17 protein-coding genes are annotated in these 18,913 nt (G+C 61.4%); 9 read left to right on the top strand and 8 right to left on the bottom strand.

Features of this window, described 5'->3' with window-relative positions; genetic code table 11:
• Window positions 1–303: 303 nt before the first annotated feature.
• Entirely contained in the window at window positions 304–1,323 is a 1,020-nt protein-coding gene (locus CSE6_RS20110) for a DHH family phosphoesterase (protein WP_034378411.1), read from the top strand.
• 54 nt (window positions 1,324–1,377) lie between these two features.
• On the opposite strand, the gene CSE6_RS20115 is transcribed toward CSE6_RS20110, so the two are convergent.
• On the bottom strand, window positions 1,378–2,145 hold the full coding sequence (locus tag CSE6_RS20115) for a pseudouridine synthase (RefSeq protein WP_034378410.1): 768 nt from the start codon (window positions 2,143–2,145) through the stop codon (window positions 1,378–1,380).
• 201 nt (window positions 2,146–2,346) lie between these two features.
• On the opposite strand from CSE6_RS20115, the gene rarD reads away from it, so the two are divergent.
• Entirely contained in the window at window positions 2,347–3,237 is an 891-nt protein-coding gene (gene rarD / locus CSE6_RS20120; protein WP_034359486.1) for an EamA family transporter RarD, read from the top strand.
• Between the two features lie 81 nt (window positions 3,238–3,318).
• Entirely contained in the window at window positions 3,319–4,314 is a 996-nt protein-coding gene (locus CSE6_RS20125; protein ID WP_034378409.1) for a diaminopimelate dehydrogenase, read from the top strand.
• Window positions 4,315–4,386: 72 nt separating this feature from the next.
• Here CSE6_RS20125 and CSE6_RS20130 read toward each other — a convergent pair whose 3' ends face one another.
• Window positions 4,387–5,622, bottom strand: coding sequence for an MFS transporter (locus CSE6_RS20130; protein WP_370545719.1), 1,236 nt, complete (start codon window positions 5,620–5,622; stop codon window positions 4,387–4,389).
• Between the two features lie 434 nt (window positions 5,623–6,056).
• On the opposite strand from CSE6_RS20130, the gene CSE6_RS20135 reads away from it, so the two are divergent.
• Window positions 6,057–6,404 (top strand): hypothetical protein, encoded by a 348-nt coding sequence (locus tag CSE6_RS20135; protein ID WP_003053278.1) that lies wholly within the window; start codon window positions 6,057–6,059, stop codon window positions 6,402–6,404.
• Between the two features lie 437 nt (window positions 6,405–6,841).
• Here CSE6_RS20135 and CSE6_RS20140 read toward each other — a convergent pair whose 3' ends face one another.
• Window positions 6,842–7,663, bottom strand: coding sequence for an META and DUF4377 domain-containing protein (locus CSE6_RS20140; RefSeq protein ID WP_059441296.1), 822 nt, complete (start codon window positions 7,661–7,663; stop codon window positions 6,842–6,844).
• 437 nt (window positions 7,664–8,100) lie between these two features.
• On the opposite strand from CSE6_RS20140, the gene CSE6_RS20145 reads away from it, so the two are divergent.
• Complete coding sequence (locus tag CSE6_RS20145) at window positions 8,101–8,559, top strand: DUF2242 domain-containing protein (protein ID WP_224648528.1); 459 nt, start codon at window positions 8,101–8,103, stop codon at window positions 8,557–8,559.
• 112 nt (window positions 8,560–8,671) lie between these two features.
• On the opposite strand, the gene CSE6_RS20150 is transcribed toward CSE6_RS20145, so the two are convergent.
• From CSE6_RS20150 to CSE6_RS20170, 5 genes are all read right to left on the bottom strand, one after another.
• On the bottom strand, window positions 8,672–9,553 hold the full coding sequence (locus CSE6_RS20150) for a M23 family metallopeptidase (protein ID WP_034391891.1): 882 nt from the start codon (window positions 9,551–9,553) through the stop codon (window positions 8,672–8,674).
• A gap of 113 nt (window positions 9,554–9,666) precedes the next feature.
• Entirely contained in the window at window positions 9,667–10,293 is a 627-nt protein-coding gene (locus CSE6_RS20155; protein ID WP_059441297.1) for an FMN-binding negative transcriptional regulator, read from the bottom strand.
• A gap of 126 nt (window positions 10,294–10,419) precedes the next feature.
• The gene (locus CSE6_RS20160; protein WP_059441298.1) at window positions 10,420–12,534 is read right to left on the bottom strand and encodes a DUF3300 domain-containing protein; all 2,115 of its coding nucleotides are present in this window, start codon (window positions 12,532–12,534) and stop codon (window positions 10,420–10,422) included.
• 336 nt (window positions 12,535–12,870) lie between these two features.
• On the bottom strand, window positions 12,871–14,283 hold the full coding sequence (locus CSE6_RS20165; protein WP_059441299.1) for a YdgA family protein: 1,413 nt from the start codon (window positions 14,281–14,283) through the stop codon (window positions 12,871–12,873).
• A gap of 309 nt (window positions 14,284–14,592) precedes the next feature.
• Window positions 14,593–16,410, bottom strand: a complete 1,818-nt coding sequence (locus CSE6_RS20170; protein WP_034359397.1) for a glutamine--tRNA ligase/YqeY domain fusion protein — start codon at window positions 16,408–16,410, stop codon at window positions 14,593–14,595.
• Between the two features lie 225 nt (window positions 16,411–16,635).
• Between CSE6_RS20170 and CSE6_RS20175 the strand changes: the two genes are divergently transcribed.
• The 4 genes from CSE6_RS20175 (at window position 16,636) to arfB (ending at window position 18,889) form a co-directional block, all read left to right on the top strand.
• Window positions 16,636–16,974, top strand: coding sequence for a hypothetical protein (locus tag CSE6_RS20175; RefSeq protein WP_034359394.1), 339 nt, complete (start codon window positions 16,636–16,638; stop codon window positions 16,972–16,974).
• A gap of 132 nt (window positions 16,975–17,106) precedes the next feature.
• Entirely contained in the window at window positions 17,107–17,550 is a 444-nt protein-coding gene (gene aroQ, locus CSE6_RS20180; RefSeq protein ID WP_034359392.1) for a type II 3-dehydroquinate dehydratase, read from the top strand.
• Window positions 17,544–18,482 (top strand): alpha/beta fold hydrolase, encoded by a 939-nt coding sequence (locus CSE6_RS20185; protein ID WP_034359390.1) that lies wholly within the window; start codon window positions 17,544–17,546, stop codon window positions 18,480–18,482. Before aroQ ends, CSE6_RS20185 begins: the two co-directional genes overlap by 7 nt.
• Complete coding sequence (gene arfB / locus CSE6_RS20190) at window positions 18,479–18,889, top strand: alternative ribosome rescue aminoacyl-tRNA hydrolase ArfB (RefSeq protein WP_003063861.1); 411 nt, start codon at window positions 18,479–18,481, stop codon at window positions 18,887–18,889. The genes CSE6_RS20185 and arfB overlap by 4 nt, the downstream gene beginning before the upstream one ends.
• Window positions 18,890–18,913: the final 24 nt, after the last annotated feature.

The following is an 18,913-nucleotide window of genomic DNA, read 5'->3' on the forward strand; positions in this document are numbered from 1 at the left end:
GTGGCAGGCAAGCGTTGCGGGCCTGCCGGTGACCGCAGCATTTCAATAGCAAGACCCCCATCATAGGCGTATGCGAAGAGTGGGGGCTTAGGTAGATACCGAAATCAGGGATTTCAGCGCTTGTGCTAACCAAGGAAAAAGCAAGCGGTGACTTACAAGGCGTGAAGCCTCTTGCGGGCAGCCGGATGAGCCCTGCAGGCCGTGTCTTGCAGGGCGAAACACCCGCCACGGAAGCAGTCAGCCGTGAGCCCGCAATGCCCGTGCGTCGCCTCGCTCCGGCGCAAACGGCGAAAATACCCGGCTATGACCGCACAGAACGCCAAAATTTCCCTGTTCCAGCAGTTGCTGGTGCGCCCCGATCGCAACGATCCCAAGCCCCTCATCCTCTACCATGGCCGTCGCTGCCCCGACGGCTTTGGCGCGGCGCTGGCGGCCTGGCTGTTCTATGAAGGCCAGGCCGAGTTTCGAGGTCTGGATCACGGCGAGATTCAGGCGGCCGACGACTTGGGTGATCTGGCCGGTCGCGCCGTCTATGTACTGGACTTTGCCTTCGAGCCCACGCTGATGGCCGAGATCGAGTCGCGCGTGGCCAAGCTCGTGGTGCTGGACCATCACAAGAGTGCGGCCGAGAAACTCAGCGGCTACCAATGCCAATGCGGCGTGGTGCATTTCGATATGAGCAAGTCCGGCGCGCGTCTGGCCTGGGAGTTTTTCCAGGCCGACAAGCCCGTGCCCGGTCTGATTCGCTACATCGAGGACCGCGATATCTGGAAATGGGAATTCCCCGAAAGCGCGGCGTTTCTCGCGGCTCTGGACATGGAGCCCGTGCGCAGCTTTGAGCGCTGGGCCGAGATTGCGGCCTTCACGCCCGAGCAGGAAACCGTCTACATGGCCCGTGGCGGCGCCATGGACGAGAAATTCCAGAAGCTTTGCGCCGATATTGCCGACGGCGCCCAGGTGCTGGTCTTCAACGGCAGGCAGGGCCTGATGGTCAACTGCCCGGGCATGTTCCACAGCCAGGTGGGTGATTTGCTGGCGCGCCAGAGCGGCAGCTTTGCCCTGATGTGGCATGCCAATCACAAGGGCACCAAGGTGGGCCTGCGCTCGCGCTCGGAGTTCAACTGCATTCCTCTGGCAGAGAGCTTTGGCGGCGGAGGCCATGCCCAGGCCTGTGGCTTCAAGATGGGCAACGAGCGTCTGGTGGAGTTGCTGCAGGGTGAGCTCAAGGCCGAACCCGAAGCGCAATACGAGTTTGCGGCCGCACCAGGCCTGCAGTTCGACGAAGAGGGCAAGTGGATTCGCGCTACGCCAAAGTCTGCGTAGTTGCAGAAAATCATAGCTGTCAACGCTTGAGATACAAGCGCTGACAGCTGTTTCTTATGCTATGGGTTGCCAGCCCGGCAGCGCCAGCAGCTTTCGCCAGTCCCGCGCTTCCTGCAGCTGAGTCAGGCTGGACCAGTCGGCCTCGAAGCGCATGGGCTGCCCGCTCACGGGGTGGGCAATCTCCAGTGCCCTGGCATGAAGCCATAGCCGCTGTTGACCCAGGCGTTCGGCCCACCAGCGATTCAGCGGCCCCTTGCCATGGGTGGCGTCGCCGATGATGGGGTGGGCCACATGCTTGAGATGGCGGCGTATCTGGTGTCTGCGGCCCGTGGTCGGCAGGGCTTCGACCAGGCTGATGCGGGTTTCGGGGTGTCGGCCGTCATAGCTTTCGGGCCAGGACAGGCGCGCCAGACAGCGCAAGTGCGTGTGCGCGTCCTGCACCGGGGCATCCTCGGGTGCATCGTCGGGCTTGAGGGGATGATCGACTTCCAACGTTTCGGGCAGCCAGCCGCGCACCAGGGCCCGATATTCCTTGCGGGTTTCATGGGCTGCAAAGCTGGCAGCCAGAGCCTGGGCCGCTTGCTTGTGCAGTGCCATGAGCAGCACGCCGCAGGTGCCCTTGTCCAGCCGGTGCACGGGCCAGACATGATGGCCCAGCTGGTCGCGCAGCGTCTGCATGACAAAGCGGGTCTCGTGCGCATCCAGGCCCGTGCGATGCACCAGCCAGCCGGCGGGTTTGTAGACCACGACCATATGCTCGTCCTGCCAGAGTATGTGCAAAGGCGGATTGGCAGAGCCGTCGGGCAGGGCGGTATCGGGCATGTGGAAGGCAGACAGAAGAGGGCGAGCCGCACTCTAGCGCACAGTGCAAAGCTTTGCTGACCAGGGTCTGCCTGCCGACAGGCCGCTTCGTGGCCGAGAATCGGTGCGGGCCGCTTGACGTCGGCTCATTTTTTGAAGTAGCTGCCAGCGCTTGACGGATCAATGCTGGCCGCCATTTGGAGGCTTGATCTTGTGTCTGTGATGTTCAAGGGTGTGGTGGTTTCGGTCCTGGCGTCCGTGCTGTTCGCCTCGCTGTACTACCTCTCGCCTTTTCTTGCCCCGCTCGATGGCGAGCAGATCTTTGGCTGGCGCGTGCTGGTGACGTTGCCCTTTACCACTGCCCTGCTGTTCGCTCTCAAGGAGGTGGCGGCGGTACGCGACTTGCTGGCAAGAGCGCTGGCCCAGCCCCGGTTTGGAATGCTGCTGGTGCTGAGCTCGGCGCTGCTGGGCGTGCAGCTATGGATTTTCATGTGGGCACCCATGAACGGGCGTGCGTTGCCAGTGTCGCTGGGCTATTTTCTGCTGCCGCTGGTGATGGTCGTGGCCGGGCGTGTGCTGTTTGCCGAGCGTCTGACGCTGGGTCAGAGCCTGGCTACGCTCCTGGCGGCTGCGGGCGTGGCGCATGAGTTCTGGCAGGCCGGCGGCATGTCCTGGGAGACCTGGGTGGTGGCGCTGGGCTATACGGTGTATTTCTCACTGCGCCGCTGGCTGCAGACCGATACCCTGGCCGGTCACTGGATAGACATGGCGCTGCTGGTTCCGGTGGCCATTGCCTTCACGCTGCGCACGCCAGACAGTTGGCCGCTGGTCGCGGGTCATCCGACGTTATGGGGCCTGCTGCCCTTGCTGGGCATCGTCAGCGCCGTGGCGCTGGCGCTGTACATGATTGCCAGTCGCTGGCTGCCGCTGGGCCTGTTCGGTCTGCTGTCCTATGTGGAACCGGCCTTGCTGGTCGTGGTGGCCTGGCTGCTGGGTGAGAGCATGGAGCCGCAGCAGCAACTGAGCTATGCGCTGATCTTTGCCGCCGTGGGCCTGCTGATCGGCGATGGCTTGCGGCATTCATGGCGTGGGCGTTCACACACATCGGACTGAGATTGCTGCAGTTCCAGCCCCAAGTTGGTGCATCACAGGGCAATAATTGAAGTTTTGTTTTGTTTGAAGGAATAGCTCGTCATGGCATCGACCTCATCCCCTATCCGCGTTGCTATCGTCGGTTACGGCAATCTGGGCCGCGGCGTGGAAGCTGCTGTCGCCAAGAACCCCGATATGCAGCTCAAGGGGATTTACACCCGTCGCGACCCTTCCCAGCTCCAGCCCCTGAATGCAGATACGCCTGTGCATTCCATGGATGTTTTGCTGTCGCACAAAGGTCAGGTCGATGTGCTGATTCTCTGCGGCGGCTCCAAGGACGATTTGCCCAGGCAGGCGCCCGAGCTGGCGGCTCATTTCAATCTGGTCGACAGCTTTGACACCCATGCCCGCATCCCCGAACACTTTGCCAACGTGGACAAGGCCGCTCAGGGGGGTCAATGCACGGCCCTGATCTCGGCCGGCTGGGACCCCGGCATGTTCTCCATCAACCGCGTGCTGGGTGAAGCCCTGCTGCCTGACGGCGCTACCTACACCTTCTGGGGCAAGGGCCTGAGTCAGGGCCATTCCGACGCCATCCGCCGCGTGGAAGGCGTGGCCGGCGGCGTGCAGTACACCATCCCTGTGGAAGAGGCGGTCAACAAGGTGCGCTCCGGCGTGCGCCCCGAGCTGTCCACCCGCGAGAAGCACCAGCGTGAATGCCATGTGGTGCTCAAGGATGGCGCCGACGCCGAAGCCGTGCGCAAGACCATTGTGGAAATGCCTCACTACTTCGACCAGTACGACACCACGGTCCACTTCATCAGTGCCGAAGAGCTGGCTCGCGATCACTCTGCCATGCCCCATGGCGGCTTTGTGATCCGCAGCGGCAATACCAGTGCCGAAAACAAGCAGGTCATCGAATACCGGCTGCAGCTGGACAGCAACCCCGAGTTCACTTCCAGCGTGCTTGTGGCTTATGCACGCGCCGTGCATCGCCTGGCCCAGGCTGGTCAACATGGCTGCAAGACGGTATTTGACGTGGCCCCTGGCCTGCTGTCGCCCAAGAGCGCCGAACAACTGCGTGCCGAGCTGCTGTAAATCAGCCGCCGCGATCAGCAAAAAGCCTCGCAGGGTCTGCGAGGCTTTTTTGTGTCGAAACGGGTTGCAGCGTCAATTGCCCGATGATTGGCAGCTATTGATTTTCAAGTGCTTGCGGGGCTCGAGGCCGCTTACGCGCGCCGCATCTTCGAGCCTGTCCACATCGCGCAGGGGCTTGAACAGTGCCATCCAACCACCCACCACGCCCAGCGTGCACAGGCTGCCCAGAATGGCGGCGGGAACTGCGCCGAACCAGGACGCGCTGCTGCCTGCGCGGAACTCGCCCAGCTCGTTGGAGGAGCCGATGAACAGCATGTTCACCGCATTCACGCGGCCGCGCATATGGTCGGGCGTGGAAAACTGCACCAATGCGCCGCGAATATAGACGCTGACCATATCGGCCGCACCGGCCACGGCCAGTGCCAGCATGGACAGTACAAACCAGTGCGAGAGCGCAAACACCAGATTGGCCAGTCCGAACACTGCTACGGCGGCAAACATCACCTTGCCCACGCGGCGGTTGATGGGGCGCGATGCCAGCCACAGGCCCATGCAGACCTCTCCCGCAGCCATGGAGGAGCGCAGCAGGCCCAGGCCTTGCGGACCTACCTGAAGCACCTCGTGCGCATAAACGGGCAGCAGGGCCACAACGCCACCCAGCAGCACAGCAAACAGATCGAGCGAGATGGTGCCAAGGATGATGGGGCGGGTACGCATGAAATGCAGACCTTCGGCAAAGCGTTGCCACATGGTGGTTTGCACGTCAGTGAGGATCCTGGGGCCGGCAAAATGTACGGGGACCTGGCTCAGCAGGCCGGCTCCCAGAAGCAGAGCGACGCCGCAGACCGCATAGGTCAGCACGCCGCCGCCGAGCGCGTACAGCAGGCCGCCCAGCACGGGAGCGGCAATCGCCGAGATACGCATCAGCATGCTGTTGGTGGCCAGTGCCTGGGCCAGTTGCTCGCGGGCAACGATCTGCGGCAACAGGCTTTGCAGCGCCGGACCGCTGAAGGCGCGACTGCAGCCAAACAGCACCAGCACTGCATAAATCCAGTGCACATTGTGCGCGCCGCTCTCGGCTAGCAGCCAGAGCAGGCCCGAGCAGACTGCGGCCACCAGCCAGCTGATGCCAAGCAGGCGCTTGCGGCTCATGCGGTCGCTGAGATCGCCAGCGGGAATCAGCAGACCCGCCATGGGCAGGAACTGCGCCAGCCCGACATAGGCCAGAGACAGAGGCTCGCGGGTGATGTCGTACACCTGCCAGGCCACCACCACTGCCTGCATCTGCTGGGCAAACATGGCAAGCATGCGTGCCAGCACGAAATTGACAAAAGCGGGATCGCGCAATGGCGGGATGGAGGAGGCCTGAGGCGCTGTAGAGGTGACGGGGGTGGACAAGGTGAGATCCGTGAGTGCGGCTGAGGAGGCGGGAGTTGGCCTGGGCTGACGTCCTGCCTTGGCGACCTGAAATGTCAGAGGGCCGAGTATGCGCGATCGCCTTGTTTTCTGCAGTGCCTATGGCCGTTCTGAGCATTCACTTCTGCTGCGGTTCATATCCGGCAAGCAGGCTGCGGATTAACCTTCATGCCATGCAGGAGAGAAGCCTTGTTTGTCAAAAAATGTTTACCGACGAAGGCATGAGTCACTTTCCCACACGCAAAGAAACGGCGGCGATTCATCATAGCTTCACACAAATGGTTTGGCGTTAGGAATAGCGAAGCTTTCTCTCAAGGAGTCACATCATGTCCATGCTTTCGATGCAATACGCAGGAACTCTTCTGGGCCGCGAAGCAGTCATTGAATTCCCGGACAGCCAGGCCCAAGTCCGCTACACCGCCAGCGGTCAGATGCGCTGGCGCGTGGTGGACTCGCAAGGGCATATTTCCGAGGGCTGCGAGAACCTCAGCTATCTGCAACTGAGCGACCACCTGCATTTTTTGAACTGGATCGAGAAAACCGGCTTCACGGTCAGCCAGGTCATAGATTCGGCCAAGGGCACGGTGCAGGCTTTCTGGTCCTACGCTGACAACCAGTGCGAAAGCGGCCATCGTTCCTCCATGTTTGTGGAAGGTCGTTTCCGTCTGCGTTGAATCTGTCGGCTATTGCCCGGGGCATGGAGCCGGGGCAGGAGCCAGCTCAATGATTTGTGTGTGAGGTCAGTGACTTTCCTCTCTTGCCGGCATCCGAAAGGTGTCGGCTTTTTTCTCCGTGAAACATTGCAGGCTCAATCATCCCTGCGTATTTTTTGATCGCAGGGCCCGAAGTCAATGCCTGTGCGGCCTCGCTCTGCTTTTCCGAGGCTTGTCCACAGGCGGCTCCACAGACGCTGGGCATAACCTGTAATCCTGTTTTCCGAACTACTGCGTTCAGAAAACATTCCCTAAGTAGTTATTGCCAAAAGAAAATCGTCCTTTGGCAACGAACCATGTTTGATGAAACGTGGTGCGTGAAACATCGGCGTTGAATGTACGCATGAAAATAGAAAAGCCGGCACCAGGGCCGGCTTTTTCAATGCCTGAGCGCCGGCTTACTTGAGCTTGTCGGCGATGGCCGAGGACACCACCATGTCCAGCACATAGACATAGCTTGAAGCATCGGCGGGTACATTCTGGCGCTTGAAGCGGTTGATGCGCAGCACATTGCTCACACCGGTTTCGTGCTTGTAGCCTTCAATCTCGCTGTAGAAGTTCTCCCACTGGCCGGTATAGGTCTTGACGCCGTTGTCGCCGTAGCGGATCTCGCGTACCTGCAGACACTGATGGCGGCCTGCACCTGCACTACAGGCCTTGCGCTCGGGACCGACCTCGAGAAATATGCGTTCGGGCGCGCTGCCGTATTGGGTCTGGGCAGTGGGCTTGCCGTTGAGCTGCCAGCGCGTGCCATCAATGAATTGCAGCGTCAGGCGAGGCTGTTCAGTGGAGGAGCCGCCGAGCTGCACATTCCATTGCTTGGCCGTAGGCAGAATGCGCGCTACCTTCTGCTCCAGCATCATCAGCTGGTTGTCATTGCAGGCACGCAGGGTGCTCATGCCGCGCTGCAGATTGATGCGCTGGCCCTCAACGGTGTAAGCCGACGAGATGACGTTGCACAGATTCTTGACGACGACGCGCTGATCCACGAAGTCCAGCTCGATAGGTGCCTGGCTGGAGCCCAGAAACCAACTCTGGTCCTCATTGCCAGCCGGTGTGTAGGCCTGCTGCAGTTTCCAGTGGTAGGCGGTCAGCGACGCGGCATCGCCTGCGGAGCCTGTAGGGCCGGGCTTGCTTGCACCGCCGCCGCTTGTCGTACCGCAGGCGGCAAGCGTCATGGAAGCAACAAGGGGAAGGCACCAGGTCCAGCGAAATTTCATAGGGTTTCCTTAAGGTCGAATAGAGGAATACGGCAAACCGTGTCAGCAGAAACAGAGTCTCTGTTGACCATATCAGTTCCCTGCGGGTTTTATCTGACCTTAACCCAACGTTGCGGTTGTTTTGCGCTTCGACAACCTCAGAGTGTCAACAAATGCTGCACGCGGAAGGGCGGAGAAATCAGATGTGCCGCCCGGGCGTGAAGCCCCTGTAAAGATCGAAAAAATCCGTACGACTAGACAGCGCTTCGTCAAATTAGTCTTTGCCAAGCTGCTACGCTTCAAAGGTTCGGGCTATGAAGAAACTACGGCCCAGGCATCAAGGAGTTTCTGTGCGCTTAGGTGGTGTTGCTTTGTTTGGGCTGAATTGGGGGCGGCTGGGTTCTGTGGGCATATTGGCAGGTTTGCTGGGGGCATGCTCGGCAACCGCACCTCAGCATATGCCGGTACAGGAGACTTTTGACTCCAGTTCCACGTTTTCCCGCGGCTTTGATGCGACACCGGCACAGACTTGCGAGGCCGCACGTCGCGCCTTGTTGAGCCAGGGTTATATCGCAACGGCCAGGACGCAGGAGCTGATAGAAGGGCGCAAGAACTTCCAGCCCAATACGGAGACCAATCTGGAAATCAATTTCCGTGTGGTCTGCGTGCCGCAGACCAGTGATGGCCTGGTCAGTCTGGGTTTTGCGACAGCGTTGCAGGATCGCTATTCGCTAAAGAAGAGTGCAACCTCGGCCAGCGTGGGGGTGAGCGCTCTGGGTTCGCTGTCTCTGCCGTTTTCCTCCAGCAACGATTCGCTGGTCAAGGTGGGCAGCGAGACCATTTCCAAACGCAGCTTCTACGACAGTTTCTTTGAGTTGGTGGAGAACTATCTGAAGCAGGATCGGGATGCACCATAGTTTCGAGCAAACCGATCTGCAGCGTTTGGTAGGTCGGGCGCTTGTGATTCTGATCTGGTAGCAAGAACTAAAAAGCGGCTCGCTGAGCCGCTTTTTCGTCTGCGAGATCCGTTCAGATGAACAGCGCCGGGTCCACCATGGCGCGGTTCAGCATCACGCTCCAGTGCAGGTGGGGACCGGTCACGCGGCCTGTGGCTCCGACCTTGCAAAAGGAATCGCCTGTCTGCAACTGGTCGCCCGGCTTGCAGTCCACCTGGCTCAGGTGGCAGTACATGGTGAGCAGGCCGCCGCCATGGTCCAGCCAGACCGTGCCGCCGTTGAAGAAATAGTCGCCCACATCGATCACCTTGCCGGGTAGCGGTGCACGCACCGGCGTGCCCGTAGGGGCGGCGATGTCCATGCCGCTGTGCGGATTGCGCGACTGGCCGTTGAAGACACGGCGCAGGCCGAAACTGCTGGAGCGGCGACCCGGCACCGGCACGCGCATGTGCAGGCTGCCGGAAGGCAGCGGCTCTGTGAAGGTGGCCATCACGGTCTTCAGGTGGGCGGCCTCGCGTTCGTAGCGGGCATTGTCTTCGGCAGACAGGTCCACCGTCTTGGGTGAGACCTTGAGGCGTTGCTCCACATACTGTTTGTCGCGCACCGTATAGCTCATGGTGCGCAAACGGCCGTCGGCCTTCACGCCAACGCTTTGCTCACCCGGTGTGGTGGCAAGCGGTATGCCCACGAGTGCGGTCCATTCGATCATGTCTCCCACCACCAGAACCTCGGCCTCCGCTGCCGTGACCAGGGGACGTGCGGAAGCAGGGCCCAGCGACAGGCGTGCGACGCCGCCGGGAACCCTGCTGTCCTGCGGCCAGAGCGCGCTGTCCGAGTTGGCGCTGCGCGCAGCCCAGGCTGGTGCTGCGGCAAACAGCGCCGATTGCGCCATCCATTGCAGCAGGCGACGGCGCTCGGGAGGGAGAGAAGGGTTGGAAATTTTTTCGGCTGGCATGGTGCTTATCGGGTTGTGCAGGCATTGTGCTGTATTGCTATCGATAGCGGAGCTAAAGGCGATACAGGCATGTGAGCTTTACGCTGGCTGTGCCTTGAAGGCCGGCCGCGCGATCAGGGCTGGCGCATGCTCTGGGCCAGATCCAGCTGTCCCAGTTGCTCCAGGGCCTGCACTGCACCGAGCCGGTCACGCTGCTGCTTGTTCTGGCTCAGCTTGAACTTGGCTTCCAGGCGGTCGACGGTAATTTCCAGGCCCACGATGGCGCCGAGCATGCGCTGCAGATAGTCGGGCGGAGCATCGCTCATTTTCCACGGGGCCTGGGCATTGTTCCGAGCCTCATGGCGGCGGGTGAGCCGGCCCACCACGCCGCGCACGAACTTTTCATCATCGCGCACACCGATGCGGCCGTGCGCATGGACCACACGGTAGTTCCAGGTCGGGACCTGCTCATGGTTCTCGTGCTTGCTGGGATACCAGTTGGGGGAGATATAGGCCTGCTCGGCACGGAAGATCACCAGCACGGAGCTGTCGTCCCGGATCTGCTGCCACACAGGGTTGGCGCGCGCCACGTGGGCGATAAGGCGCAAAACGCCATCCTCGTCCTGCAACAGCTCGAAAGGCAGGTGATTGGCGTCCAGCCCCGAGTCGGAATGGGTGACCAGACAACCCAGCGGGTGAGCCTGGATCAGGGCATGCAGGGAGGCCGGATCATCGATCTTGAAATGGCTGGGGTTGTACATGAAGGCTGCGGCAATGAGTGGAGCAAAACGAATGAGCTTTTATGAGCTTGTTTATACCGTCATGCAGGCTGCGCACTGACAAGCCGCCTGCATGGCAGGCGGCATGGTACGAAGGCGAGTGGCGTTTCAGCGGTGCTCGCGATCCCCGCGCGAGCGGCCCTCAGACCGCGTCGCTTGCATGCGAGCCTGCTGCTCGGCCTGGTGCTGTTGGGCCTGCATCTGTGCCTGCTGCTGGCGTTGGGCCTGTTCCTGTGCCCGTTGTTGCTGCATCTGGGCCTGCTGCTGGCGCTGCTGTTGTTCACGGGCTTGTTGCTGGCGCTGAGCTTGCTCCTGGGCGTGCTGCTGTTGCATCTGCTGCATCTGCTGCATCTGGGCCTGCTGCTGGCGCTGCTGTTGTTCACGGGCTTGTTGCTGCTGCATTTGTTGCTGGCGCTGAGCCTGTTCCTGGGCGCGCTGCTGTTGCATCTGCTGCATCTGTGCCTGTTGCCGACGCTCTTGCTGTTCAAGGGCTTGTTGCTGCATTTGTTGCTGGCGCTGAGCCTGCTCCTGGGCGCGCTGCTGTTGCATCTGCTGCAGCTGTGCCTGTTGCCGATGCTCTTGCTGATCACGGGCTTGCTGCATTTGCTGTTGGCGTTGAGCCTTCTCCTGGGCACGCTGCTGTTGCTGCTGCATCTGGGCTTGTCGCTGGAGCTCCTGCTGCTCGCGGACTTGCTGCATGGGCTGCTGACGCTGGGCCTGCTCCTGGGTGTGCTGCTGTTGCACCTGCACAGGAGTCTGCTGCTGCATTGCTTGCTGGCGCTGGGTTGGCTCCTGTGGGCGTTGCTGCATGGCTTTCTCCGCCGTGGCAGCCTGCATCTGCGGCGCCTGCGGTGGATGGCGATCATGCGGGTCTTGCGGCGGCATCAAAGTATTGCCATTGGACGCGCGTGGCCCGCCTGGAACCTGGTTGGGTCCCTGGGCAAAGCCCGGCCTGCCCTGTAGCTGTGTAGCCAGAGGATTCTGTGCTGGCTGGCGCTGGCTCAGGGCATGACCACCGGCAGCGAGGGCCGCTGCTGTTGCGCCGCCAGCAATCGCGTCCGGCTGCAGTCCATGCTGTGCAGCGAAGATGCCTGCAGTCTGAGGCTGTCCGGTTTGTACCTGGCGCTCGCCTGCGGCATTTTCATGGATGCTGTTGATATAGGTGTTGTCCGTGCGATGGATGTTCTGCACCACGGTTCGCGACTGCGATATATAGGTGGTGTTGTTGTAGACCACGGCCGGACGGGCTTGCGGGGGCGGGGGGCGCTCGCCGTGACGCCAGGGCCTTTCGGGATCGCCCCAGTGCATATTCCAGGCATTCCAGCCCCAGGACGGATGTCTGTCCATGGACCCGGCCAGCACGATGGCGGAGCCAAAGCCCAGCAGGCCGGCAATCACGGGCACGCCTGCCACGGGAGCTGGAGGCGGCACCTCCACATAGCGGTAGCCGCCATATACGGGCAGCGGCTGACCGTAGACTGCAGCCGGGTCGTACTGAGGAACGTAGACCGTATCCACTTGGGTGGGGCTGATTTCAATGAACTGCTCCGGCGGCTCTATGACCGGGTCGGGCAGCGGTGTGACCACGGCTCCTGGCGTATAGGCCACGGCGGCAGGCGTGGACGCCAGGTTGACCTTGAGCTGGCTGGAGGTCTTGAGCGTGCCGGCCTTGTAGGCACGGTTGCGCATGACCTGTATGGCGTTCATCACATCCGAGGGATCGTTGTAATAGGCTTTGCCCAGCGCCGTGGTCCAGGGCAGGTTGGAGGCCATCTGTTCCAGCACATTGGGAAACTGGGTTAGTGATTTGACGGAAGGGTCCCAGTTCTGGGCGTTGACGGCATTGCTCAGCGCCGTCTTCTGCAGTCCGGGGTTCTGCCCCAGCCAGGTTTCGGCGGCGCTGATCTGGTCTGGATAGGTGGCACCGGCCAGGATCTGGGCCACAAGCTTGTCCGGGTAAAGCGCAATCGGCGCTACCATCCGGTAGAGCGCGTCAGCACCGGGTGGCACATAGGCTGCGGGCTGAGGCTGGGCGGCATCGGGCGTGGCGGAAGGTACCGAGGCTGGCGGCGCACTGTCCGCCTTGATCGGCGAATCCTTGTCGTTGCAGGCGCTCAGCGCCATGGCGGCGGCCAGGGCAATCATGCCTGGATGCCATAGGCGGGCGACCGTTTTTGGCTGCAGTTCCGGCTGCTCGGGCCGGGTCCTGGGGAAATGCGACATCTGACGCTCCTTGCGCCGCGCCGTGCAAATCACGGTGCTTTGGCGGATGCTGTTTTAACGCCAGTTTTGAGCCGTTGTTGACAGAGTGTTGTAAGCAAATAAAGCGTGTGGTTGCAGGCCATGCTCCGAGAGATATCGTGAATTTTGATAGCTTCTTTCGCAGTGTGGGTAAGGGCTGAAGGCTGAAAACAATGAACATTTCGGGCAGGAGTTGCTGACGGTGCTTTCTCGTCTGCATCTCCATACTCGGGGGGCGTTCTTCCCATGAAAAAGGCCTGCGCGAGGCAGGCCTTGGAGCTATCCGCGAAGCAACACGCCTCCCGGGTCTGGGTCACATCATTCGGTCATGGTGCCCATGAGTGTGCTGGTACCCATGGCGTCCAGCGGCTTGCCGTTGACCTGGAATTCGCCCTTGGCATAGACGATCTCGGTGCGCATCTTGCCGTCCTTGTCTTCAAAGATGCCTTGCTCCTTGAGCATGTCCAGGCTGGCTTGAGTCTGGGCTTTGGCGGCTTCCTCGATATCTTCGGGTTTGTACTCGCTCTCGTCTTCAAACACGGCCAGCAGGCTGGAACGTCTGCGCGAGAGCATCATGTTTTCCATGAAGGGCTTGGGCATTTCGGCCTTGAGGCTGACCTTCAGATCCTGCAGCAGAGTGCCCATCTTCTCGCCATCGCCCAGATACTGAATGGCTGCCGCGAACTCGCTCACGCCGTCGGGGGTGCGCATGGACAGGCGTTTGAGCTCGATCACGGGCTGGCGCGCCAGGGCCTGTGTCAGCGACTTGAGCATTTTCTCGCGCAGATCGCCGCTGCCCTGCTCCTCGGCATCTTCGTCGTCAGTGGCCTCGCCGAGCAGCGGGTTCTTGCGCTTGCTCATTTCCACGACCTGGTTGATCCAGTTGGCATCGACATTGTTGAAGGCCATGTCCAGCATCAGGTCGTCAGCCTGTTTGTCTTCGAGTTTGGCGGTCTTGATGCCGGTCTTGAGCGTCATTTCCACGACCTCGCCTTTGAGGATGGTGTCCGAATCCATGGTGATGCCTTCGAAGTGGCTGGCAGAGCTTTTGCCTTCCTCTTCCTGCTTGGTGGCGGCAATCTTGGCAATCGTCATGGCAAAAGGGCCGGTCCAGAACTGCTGGCCCGGGGGCTGTTTCATGTCGAAGCGCATATCGGCCTTGTCCAGCGTCACGCTGCCTTCCTCGTCCTTGAACTGCAGGCCGGCGAAGCTGCCCGTGCCCTTGGCGGCCTTCATGTCGGCGGGCATGTCCCAGACGATCTTCATGCCGCCCCAGTTCATTTCGCTGTCCTTGATCTTGCTGCTCACGGCCGGCGACGTCATGACGTTGGAGCTGCTGCGGCCCCAGCCGACCTTGGTGTCGACTTCCAGCGGAGAGCGGCCGTTGAGCGCGGTTTTCAGCGCCGGGTCCGCGTCTTCGGGCAGATCGAAGCTGGTGTGAATCTCGGCGGCATGGCCAAGGGGCAGCGGACCGTGGCTGATCTTGTGCTCGGCGGTGAACTGGACGGGCTCGTCGCCGCTGTCCAGGGTCCATACCGTTTTGGCGGTGGAGGAAAAAGCGCCGCGGTCATAGCTGGTGACCTGAATCTTCACGCCATGCTCGCTCCACTTGTCCAGGCCTTCGGTAAAGCTTTGCTGCAGTTTGCCGCCCATGTAATAGCTGGTGCCCAGTGTTCCTGCCACGATCACGGCGATGGCCGCTGCAATGCCTGCTCCTGCTTTTCTGTTCATTCTTGACCTTTGATGAAAATAAAAAATCCGCGAATGAATTGCGGATTGGTAATGTTGCGGTGAGCAGGATTCTAGAAAGAAAATAATCAAATGCTCTGAATTTCAGAACATTTTATGCAAATGTTTATCGAGTATTGAAAATCAATACCGGCGGTATTCATTTCAATATGTAACCAGAATTCATTGGGCGCTATCCATTTTCCGATCGGAGAACCGAATAGCTTTCTTGGGATAAATGCTGCGGCAGTTTGCGCAATAAAAAAGGCCGCCAGTGAATCCTGGCAGCCTTGTTGAAACCGGCTGGAGTGTTTACTTGCCCCAGCTGTCCTTGAGTCCCGTGATCTTGTTGAACACGGGCTTGTCGCTGCGGTGATCCTTGCGGTCGGCCACAAAGTAGCCAAAACGCTCGAACTGGAACTTGTCGTCAGCCTGAGCCGCCTTGAGCGAAGGCTCCACATAGGCGGTGACGACCTTCAGGCTGTCGGGGTTCAGCAGGGTCAGGAAGTCCTTGCCGCCTGCATCGGGCTGCGGGTCGGTGAACAGACGGTCGTACATGCGCACTTCGGCCTGCAGGCCATCGGCCGCGCCCACCCAGGTGATGGCGGCTTTGACCTTGACGCTGTCGGCGCCCGGTGTGCCGCTCTTGGTGTCGGGCACCACGGTGGCCAGCACCTTGGTCACATTGCCATCGGCGTCCTTTTCGGCGCCGGTGCATTCGATCACATAGCCGCCCTTGAGGCGGACCTTGTTGCCGGGGAACAGGCGCTTGTAGCCCTTGGGCGGCACTTCGGCAAAGTCTTCGCGCTCGATCCAGACTTCGCGGCCAAGGGTGAAACGGCGCTCTGGCACGGTTTCACCTTCCGCCGCGTGGGGCAGGGCGGGCAGGTGGCAGTCCTCCAGATGTTCGGCGCTGCCAAACACTTCGGCCCAGTTGCTGAGTTCGAGCTTGACCGGGTCCAGCACGACCATGGCGCGGTGTGCCTTGTTTTCCAGATCTTCACGCAGGCAGCCGTCCAGCGTGCCGTAGTCGATCCAGGCGTAGTCCTTGGTCACGCCGATGCGTTCGCAGAAGTTGCGGATGGACTCCGGCGTGTAGCCGCGGCGGCGCAGGCCGACCACGGTGGGCATGCGCGGGTCGTCCCAGCCGGTGACGAACTGGTTGTCCACCAGATGCTTGAGCTTGCGCTTGCTGGTGATCACATAGGTCAGGTTCAGGCGCGAGAACTCGTACTGGCGGGGCTGGGGGGCGTCGATCAGACCGCCTTCGCGCAGGTGGTTCAGCAGCCAGTCGTAGAAGGGGCGCTGATCCTCGAACTCCAGTGTGCAGATGGAGTGGGTGATGTGCTCGTAGGCATCCTCGATAGGGTGCGCAAAGGTATACATCGGGTAGATGCACCACTGATTGCCAGTGTTGTGATGCTCGGCGTGGCGCACGCGGTAGATGGCAGGGTCGCGCAGATTGATATTGGGCGCGGCCATGTCGATCTTGGCGCGCAGCACGGCGGCGCCATCGGCCAGCTTGCCGTCCTTCATGTCGGCAAAGCGCTGCAGGTTTTCGGCCACGGAGCGGTCGCGGAAGGGGCTGTTCACGCCGGGACGGGTGAAGTCGCCGCGGTTGGCCTTCATCTCGTCGGCCGACTGCTCGTCCACGTAGGCCAGGCCTTGCTCGATCAGGTAGACCGCACAGCGGTACATGAAGTCGAAGTAATTGCTGGCGAAGTAGAGGTTCTCGTGTCCGTCGGCATCCTTCCAGTCGAAGCCCAGCCAGCGCACGGCATCGATGATGCCGTCCACATATTCCTGGTCTTCCTTTTCTGGATTGGTGTCGTCGAAGCGCAGATGGCAGACGCCGCCGAAGTCGCGTGCCAGGCCGAAGTTCAGGCAGATGGACTTGGCATGACCCACGTGCAGATAGCCGTTGGGCTCTGGCGGAAAGCGGGTGCGGATCTTGGCTTCGTCTATCTGGCCGCTCTGGTGATGCTGGGCATCGCCGGGCGCGCCGCCCCAGTGACGGGCGGCATAAGTGCCCTTGTCCAGATCCGATTCGATGATCTGGCGCAGGAAGTTTGTGGGCTTGACCGCTTCGGGGGCGGTGTTGTTGGATTTGGAGGCGTCAGCAGAGCTCATTGCACCATTTTAGGCCGGCTGCCATGACCTCATGTCGATCTGCGGACACTGCAGCTTTGCCGCGTGTGCATTTGGACACAATGTTTTGGAGGAACCGTGCCATCCTGACGGGACTCTGAAACGTTATATCCCCAAGGGCCGAAGGCGCAGCACAGATTTGCAAGCTTGCCCCGGTGACACATAAACAGAGGAGAGATTGTGATGTCCAGAACAACTTCCCCCCGCATGGCCAGGCTGCTTGCCGCTGGCTCTATCGCTATTGCTGGCCTGATGGCTGCCGCAGGCGCCCAGGCGCATGGCGGCGTCAGCCTGTCGGTCGGCATCGGCGTGCCCGGCGTGGCCGTGGGCGTCGGCGCTCCCGTTTACGCCACGCCCTATGTGGCGCCCGCCCCGGTCTATATGCCGCCGCGCCCTGTCTACTATGCGCCTCCGGCACCGGTCTACTATGCGCCGCCGCCTCCCGTGTATCGTCCCGCACCCGTGATGGTTGTGCCCGGCCCGGTCTATTACGGTGGCGGCCCGCGCTGGCGTGGTCATCGCCATCATCATCATCACTATCGCTGATGACATCGATGACGGAGCCCTGAAAGACTCTGCACCACAGACGGCTGCCCAGGCAGCCGTTTTTTATGCCTGCGGGGCGGTTGCAGCGCTCGCATAATCCGGGCAGTCCTCAAAAATCAGGAGAGTGCTTCCGTGAAAACCGTCTATGTCCTCAATGGCCCGAATCTCAATCTGCTGGGCATGCGCGAACCCGCCATCTATGGATCGGCCACGCTGGCCGATGTGCGCCAGCTTTGCGAAGAGGCCTGTGCACGCCATGGCCTGAAGCTGGAGTTCCGCCAGAGCAACCATGAGGGCGAGCTGGTGGACTGGATTCACGAGGCAGGCCGGTTGCACTCCAAGGGGGAGTTGCAGGCGCTGATCATGAATGCAGCGGCCTACACCCATACCAGTGTGGCAATTCTCGATGCCGTCAAGGGCACGGCCGTGCCGCTGGTGGAGTTGCACATCAGCAATGTCCATGCGCGTGAGAGCTTTCGCCACCATTCCTATCTGTCGGCCACGGCGCGCGCCGTGATGTGCGGCTTCGGCGTGGCAGGCTACGGTCTGGCCATCGATGCGGTGGCGCAGTGGTGACATCGGCGGTTGAAGCAGCCTGTTCGCTGGAGCAGGTCTCGCAGGAGCTGGGGGTCGAGCTGCCGGCAGCCATTGCCCGGCTGCAGGCCACGGCGCAGCGCGTGCAGACCCGGCTTGGAGAAGCCGCCGACAGCGGCTTGATGGTCTGGCATGGCTGGCAGCCCCCGGCCGGGGTGGTGCAGCGCGGTCTGCCCCTGGTGCTGCTGCATGGCGGCAGTGGCAGCTGGACGCATTGGTTGCGTGTGATTCAGCCGTTGACCGAGGCGGGCTACAGCCTGTGGCTGGCCGATCTGCCGGGTTTTGGTGAATCCGATGGAGTGCCCGGCGGCATGGATGTGGACACCATGCTGGAGCCTCTGGCCTATGGCATCCGGCAGTTGCTGGGCAATGCCGATACGGGTCCGGTCTGCGACCTGGTCGGCTTTTCCTTTGGCGGCATGACCGCCGGTCTGCTGGCTGCCGAGCATCCGGAGCTGGCCCGGAGGCTGGTGTTGGTCGGCGCTCCCGGCATGGGAATGACCGAGGGACGCAGCGTGCGCCTGCTGGGCTGGCGCCACCTGCCGGGACTGGAGGCACAGATGCAGGCCCATCGCCACAATATCGCGGCCCTCATGCTGCATGACGAGGTGCTGATCGATGAAGAGACGCTGGCACTGCATGCGCTCAATGTGGCTCGCGACCGACTGCCGCGCAGACGGCTGTCGCGCACCGATGTGCTGGCCCGGGCCCTGACCCGTATCAAGGTGCCGGTGGCGGCGATCTATGGCGAGCATGACCCTCTGTATGCGGGCTGCCTGGCCGAGCTGCAACTGCTAATGCAGCGTCAGTGCCTGGGGGCGCTGGACTGGCAGGTGATGCGGAACGTCGGCCATTGGGTACAGCACGAGGATCCGGCCACCTTCTGCGCCGCGCTGCAGGAGGCTCTGTCGTGAGCAATGCGGCCGCCTTCGAGCTGACCGAAGCCGATGTGCAATGGAGCGCCGTGCGCGCTCAAGGCCCGGGCGGCCAGAATGTGAACAAGGTGGCCAGCGCTGTGCATCTGCGCTTTGACGTTCGAGCCTCGCGTCTGCCGGTCGATGTGCAGCAGCGCTTGCTGGCTTTGGGCGATTCGCGCATCACCACCGATGGAGTGGTGGTCATCAAGGCGCAAAAATACCGCACTCAGGAACACAATCTGTGGGATGGGCTGCAGCGCCTCAATGCGTTGGTAGCCACGGTTGCAAGGCCGCCGCGCCCACGCAAGCCCACCAAGCCGACCTGGGGCTCGCAGCAAAGACGCCTGCAGGGCAAAAGCCTGCGCTCCGGCATCAAGGCATTGCGCGGGCGGGTGCATGACTGAGCTTGTGTAGCGGCAAAGCCACGC

The sequence above is a fragment of the Comamonas sp. E6 genome, from assembly GCF_001010305.1.
Classification (GTDB): domain Bacteria; phylum Pseudomonadota; class Gammaproteobacteria; order Burkholderiales; family Burkholderiaceae_C; genus Comamonas; species Comamonas thiooxydans.

Excerpts from the sequence above, each read along its gene's own strand:
- CSE6_RS20130 (WP_370545719.1), bottom strand. The coding sequence starts at position 5,622 with ATGCTTGCCATGTTTGCCCAGCAGATGCAGGCAGTGGTGGTGGCCTGG.
- CSE6_RS20165 (WP_059441299.1), bottom strand. The coding sequence starts at position 14,283 with ATGAACAGAAAAGCAGGAGCAGGCATTGCAGCGGCCATCGCCGTGATC.
- CSE6_RS20110 (WP_034378411.1), top strand. The coding sequence starts at position 304 with ATGACCGCACAGAACGCCAAAATTTCCCTGTTCCAGCAGTTGCTGGTG.
- CSE6_RS20145 (WP_224648528.1), top strand. The coding sequence starts at position 8,101 with ATGCCGGTACAGGAGACTTTTGACTCCAGTTCCACGTTTTCCCGCGGC.
- CSE6_RS20125 (WP_034378409.1), top strand. The coding sequence starts at position 3,319 with ATGGCATCGACCTCATCCCCTATCCGCGTTGCTATCGTCGGTTACGGC.
- CSE6_RS20160 (WP_059441298.1), bottom strand. The coding sequence starts at position 12,534 with ATGTCGCATTTCCCCAGGACCCGGCCCGAGCAGCCGGAACTGCAGCCA.
- CSE6_RS20140 (WP_059441296.1), bottom strand. The coding sequence starts at position 7,663 with ATGAAATTTCGCTGGACCTGGTGCCTTCCCCTTGTTGCTTCCATGACG.
- CSE6_RS20135 (WP_003053278.1), top strand. The coding sequence starts at position 6,057 with ATGTCCATGCTTTCGATGCAATACGCAGGAACTCTTCTGGGCCGCGAA.
- CSE6_RS20115 (WP_034378410.1), bottom strand. The coding sequence starts at position 2,145 with ATGCCCGATACCGCCCTGCCCGACGGCTCTGCCAATCCGCCTTTGCAC.
- CSE6_RS20170 (WP_034359397.1), bottom strand. The coding sequence starts at position 16,410 with ATGAGCTCTGCTGACGCCTCCAAATCCAACAACACCGCCCCCGAAGCG.
- rarD (WP_034359486.1), top strand. The coding sequence starts at position 2,347 with ATGTTCAAGGGTGTGGTGGTTTCGGTCCTGGCGTCCGTGCTGTTCGCC.
- CSE6_RS20175 (WP_034359394.1), top strand. The coding sequence starts at position 16,636 with ATGGCCAGGCTGCTTGCCGCTGGCTCTATCGCTATTGCTGGCCTGATG.
- CSE6_RS20150 (WP_034391891.1), bottom strand. The coding sequence starts at position 9,553 with ATGCCAGCCGAAAAAATTTCCAACCCTTCTCTCCCTCCCGAGCGCCGT.
- CSE6_RS20155 (WP_059441297.1), bottom strand. The coding sequence starts at position 10,293 with ATGTACAACCCCAGCCATTTCAAGATCGATGATCCGGCCTCCCTGCAT.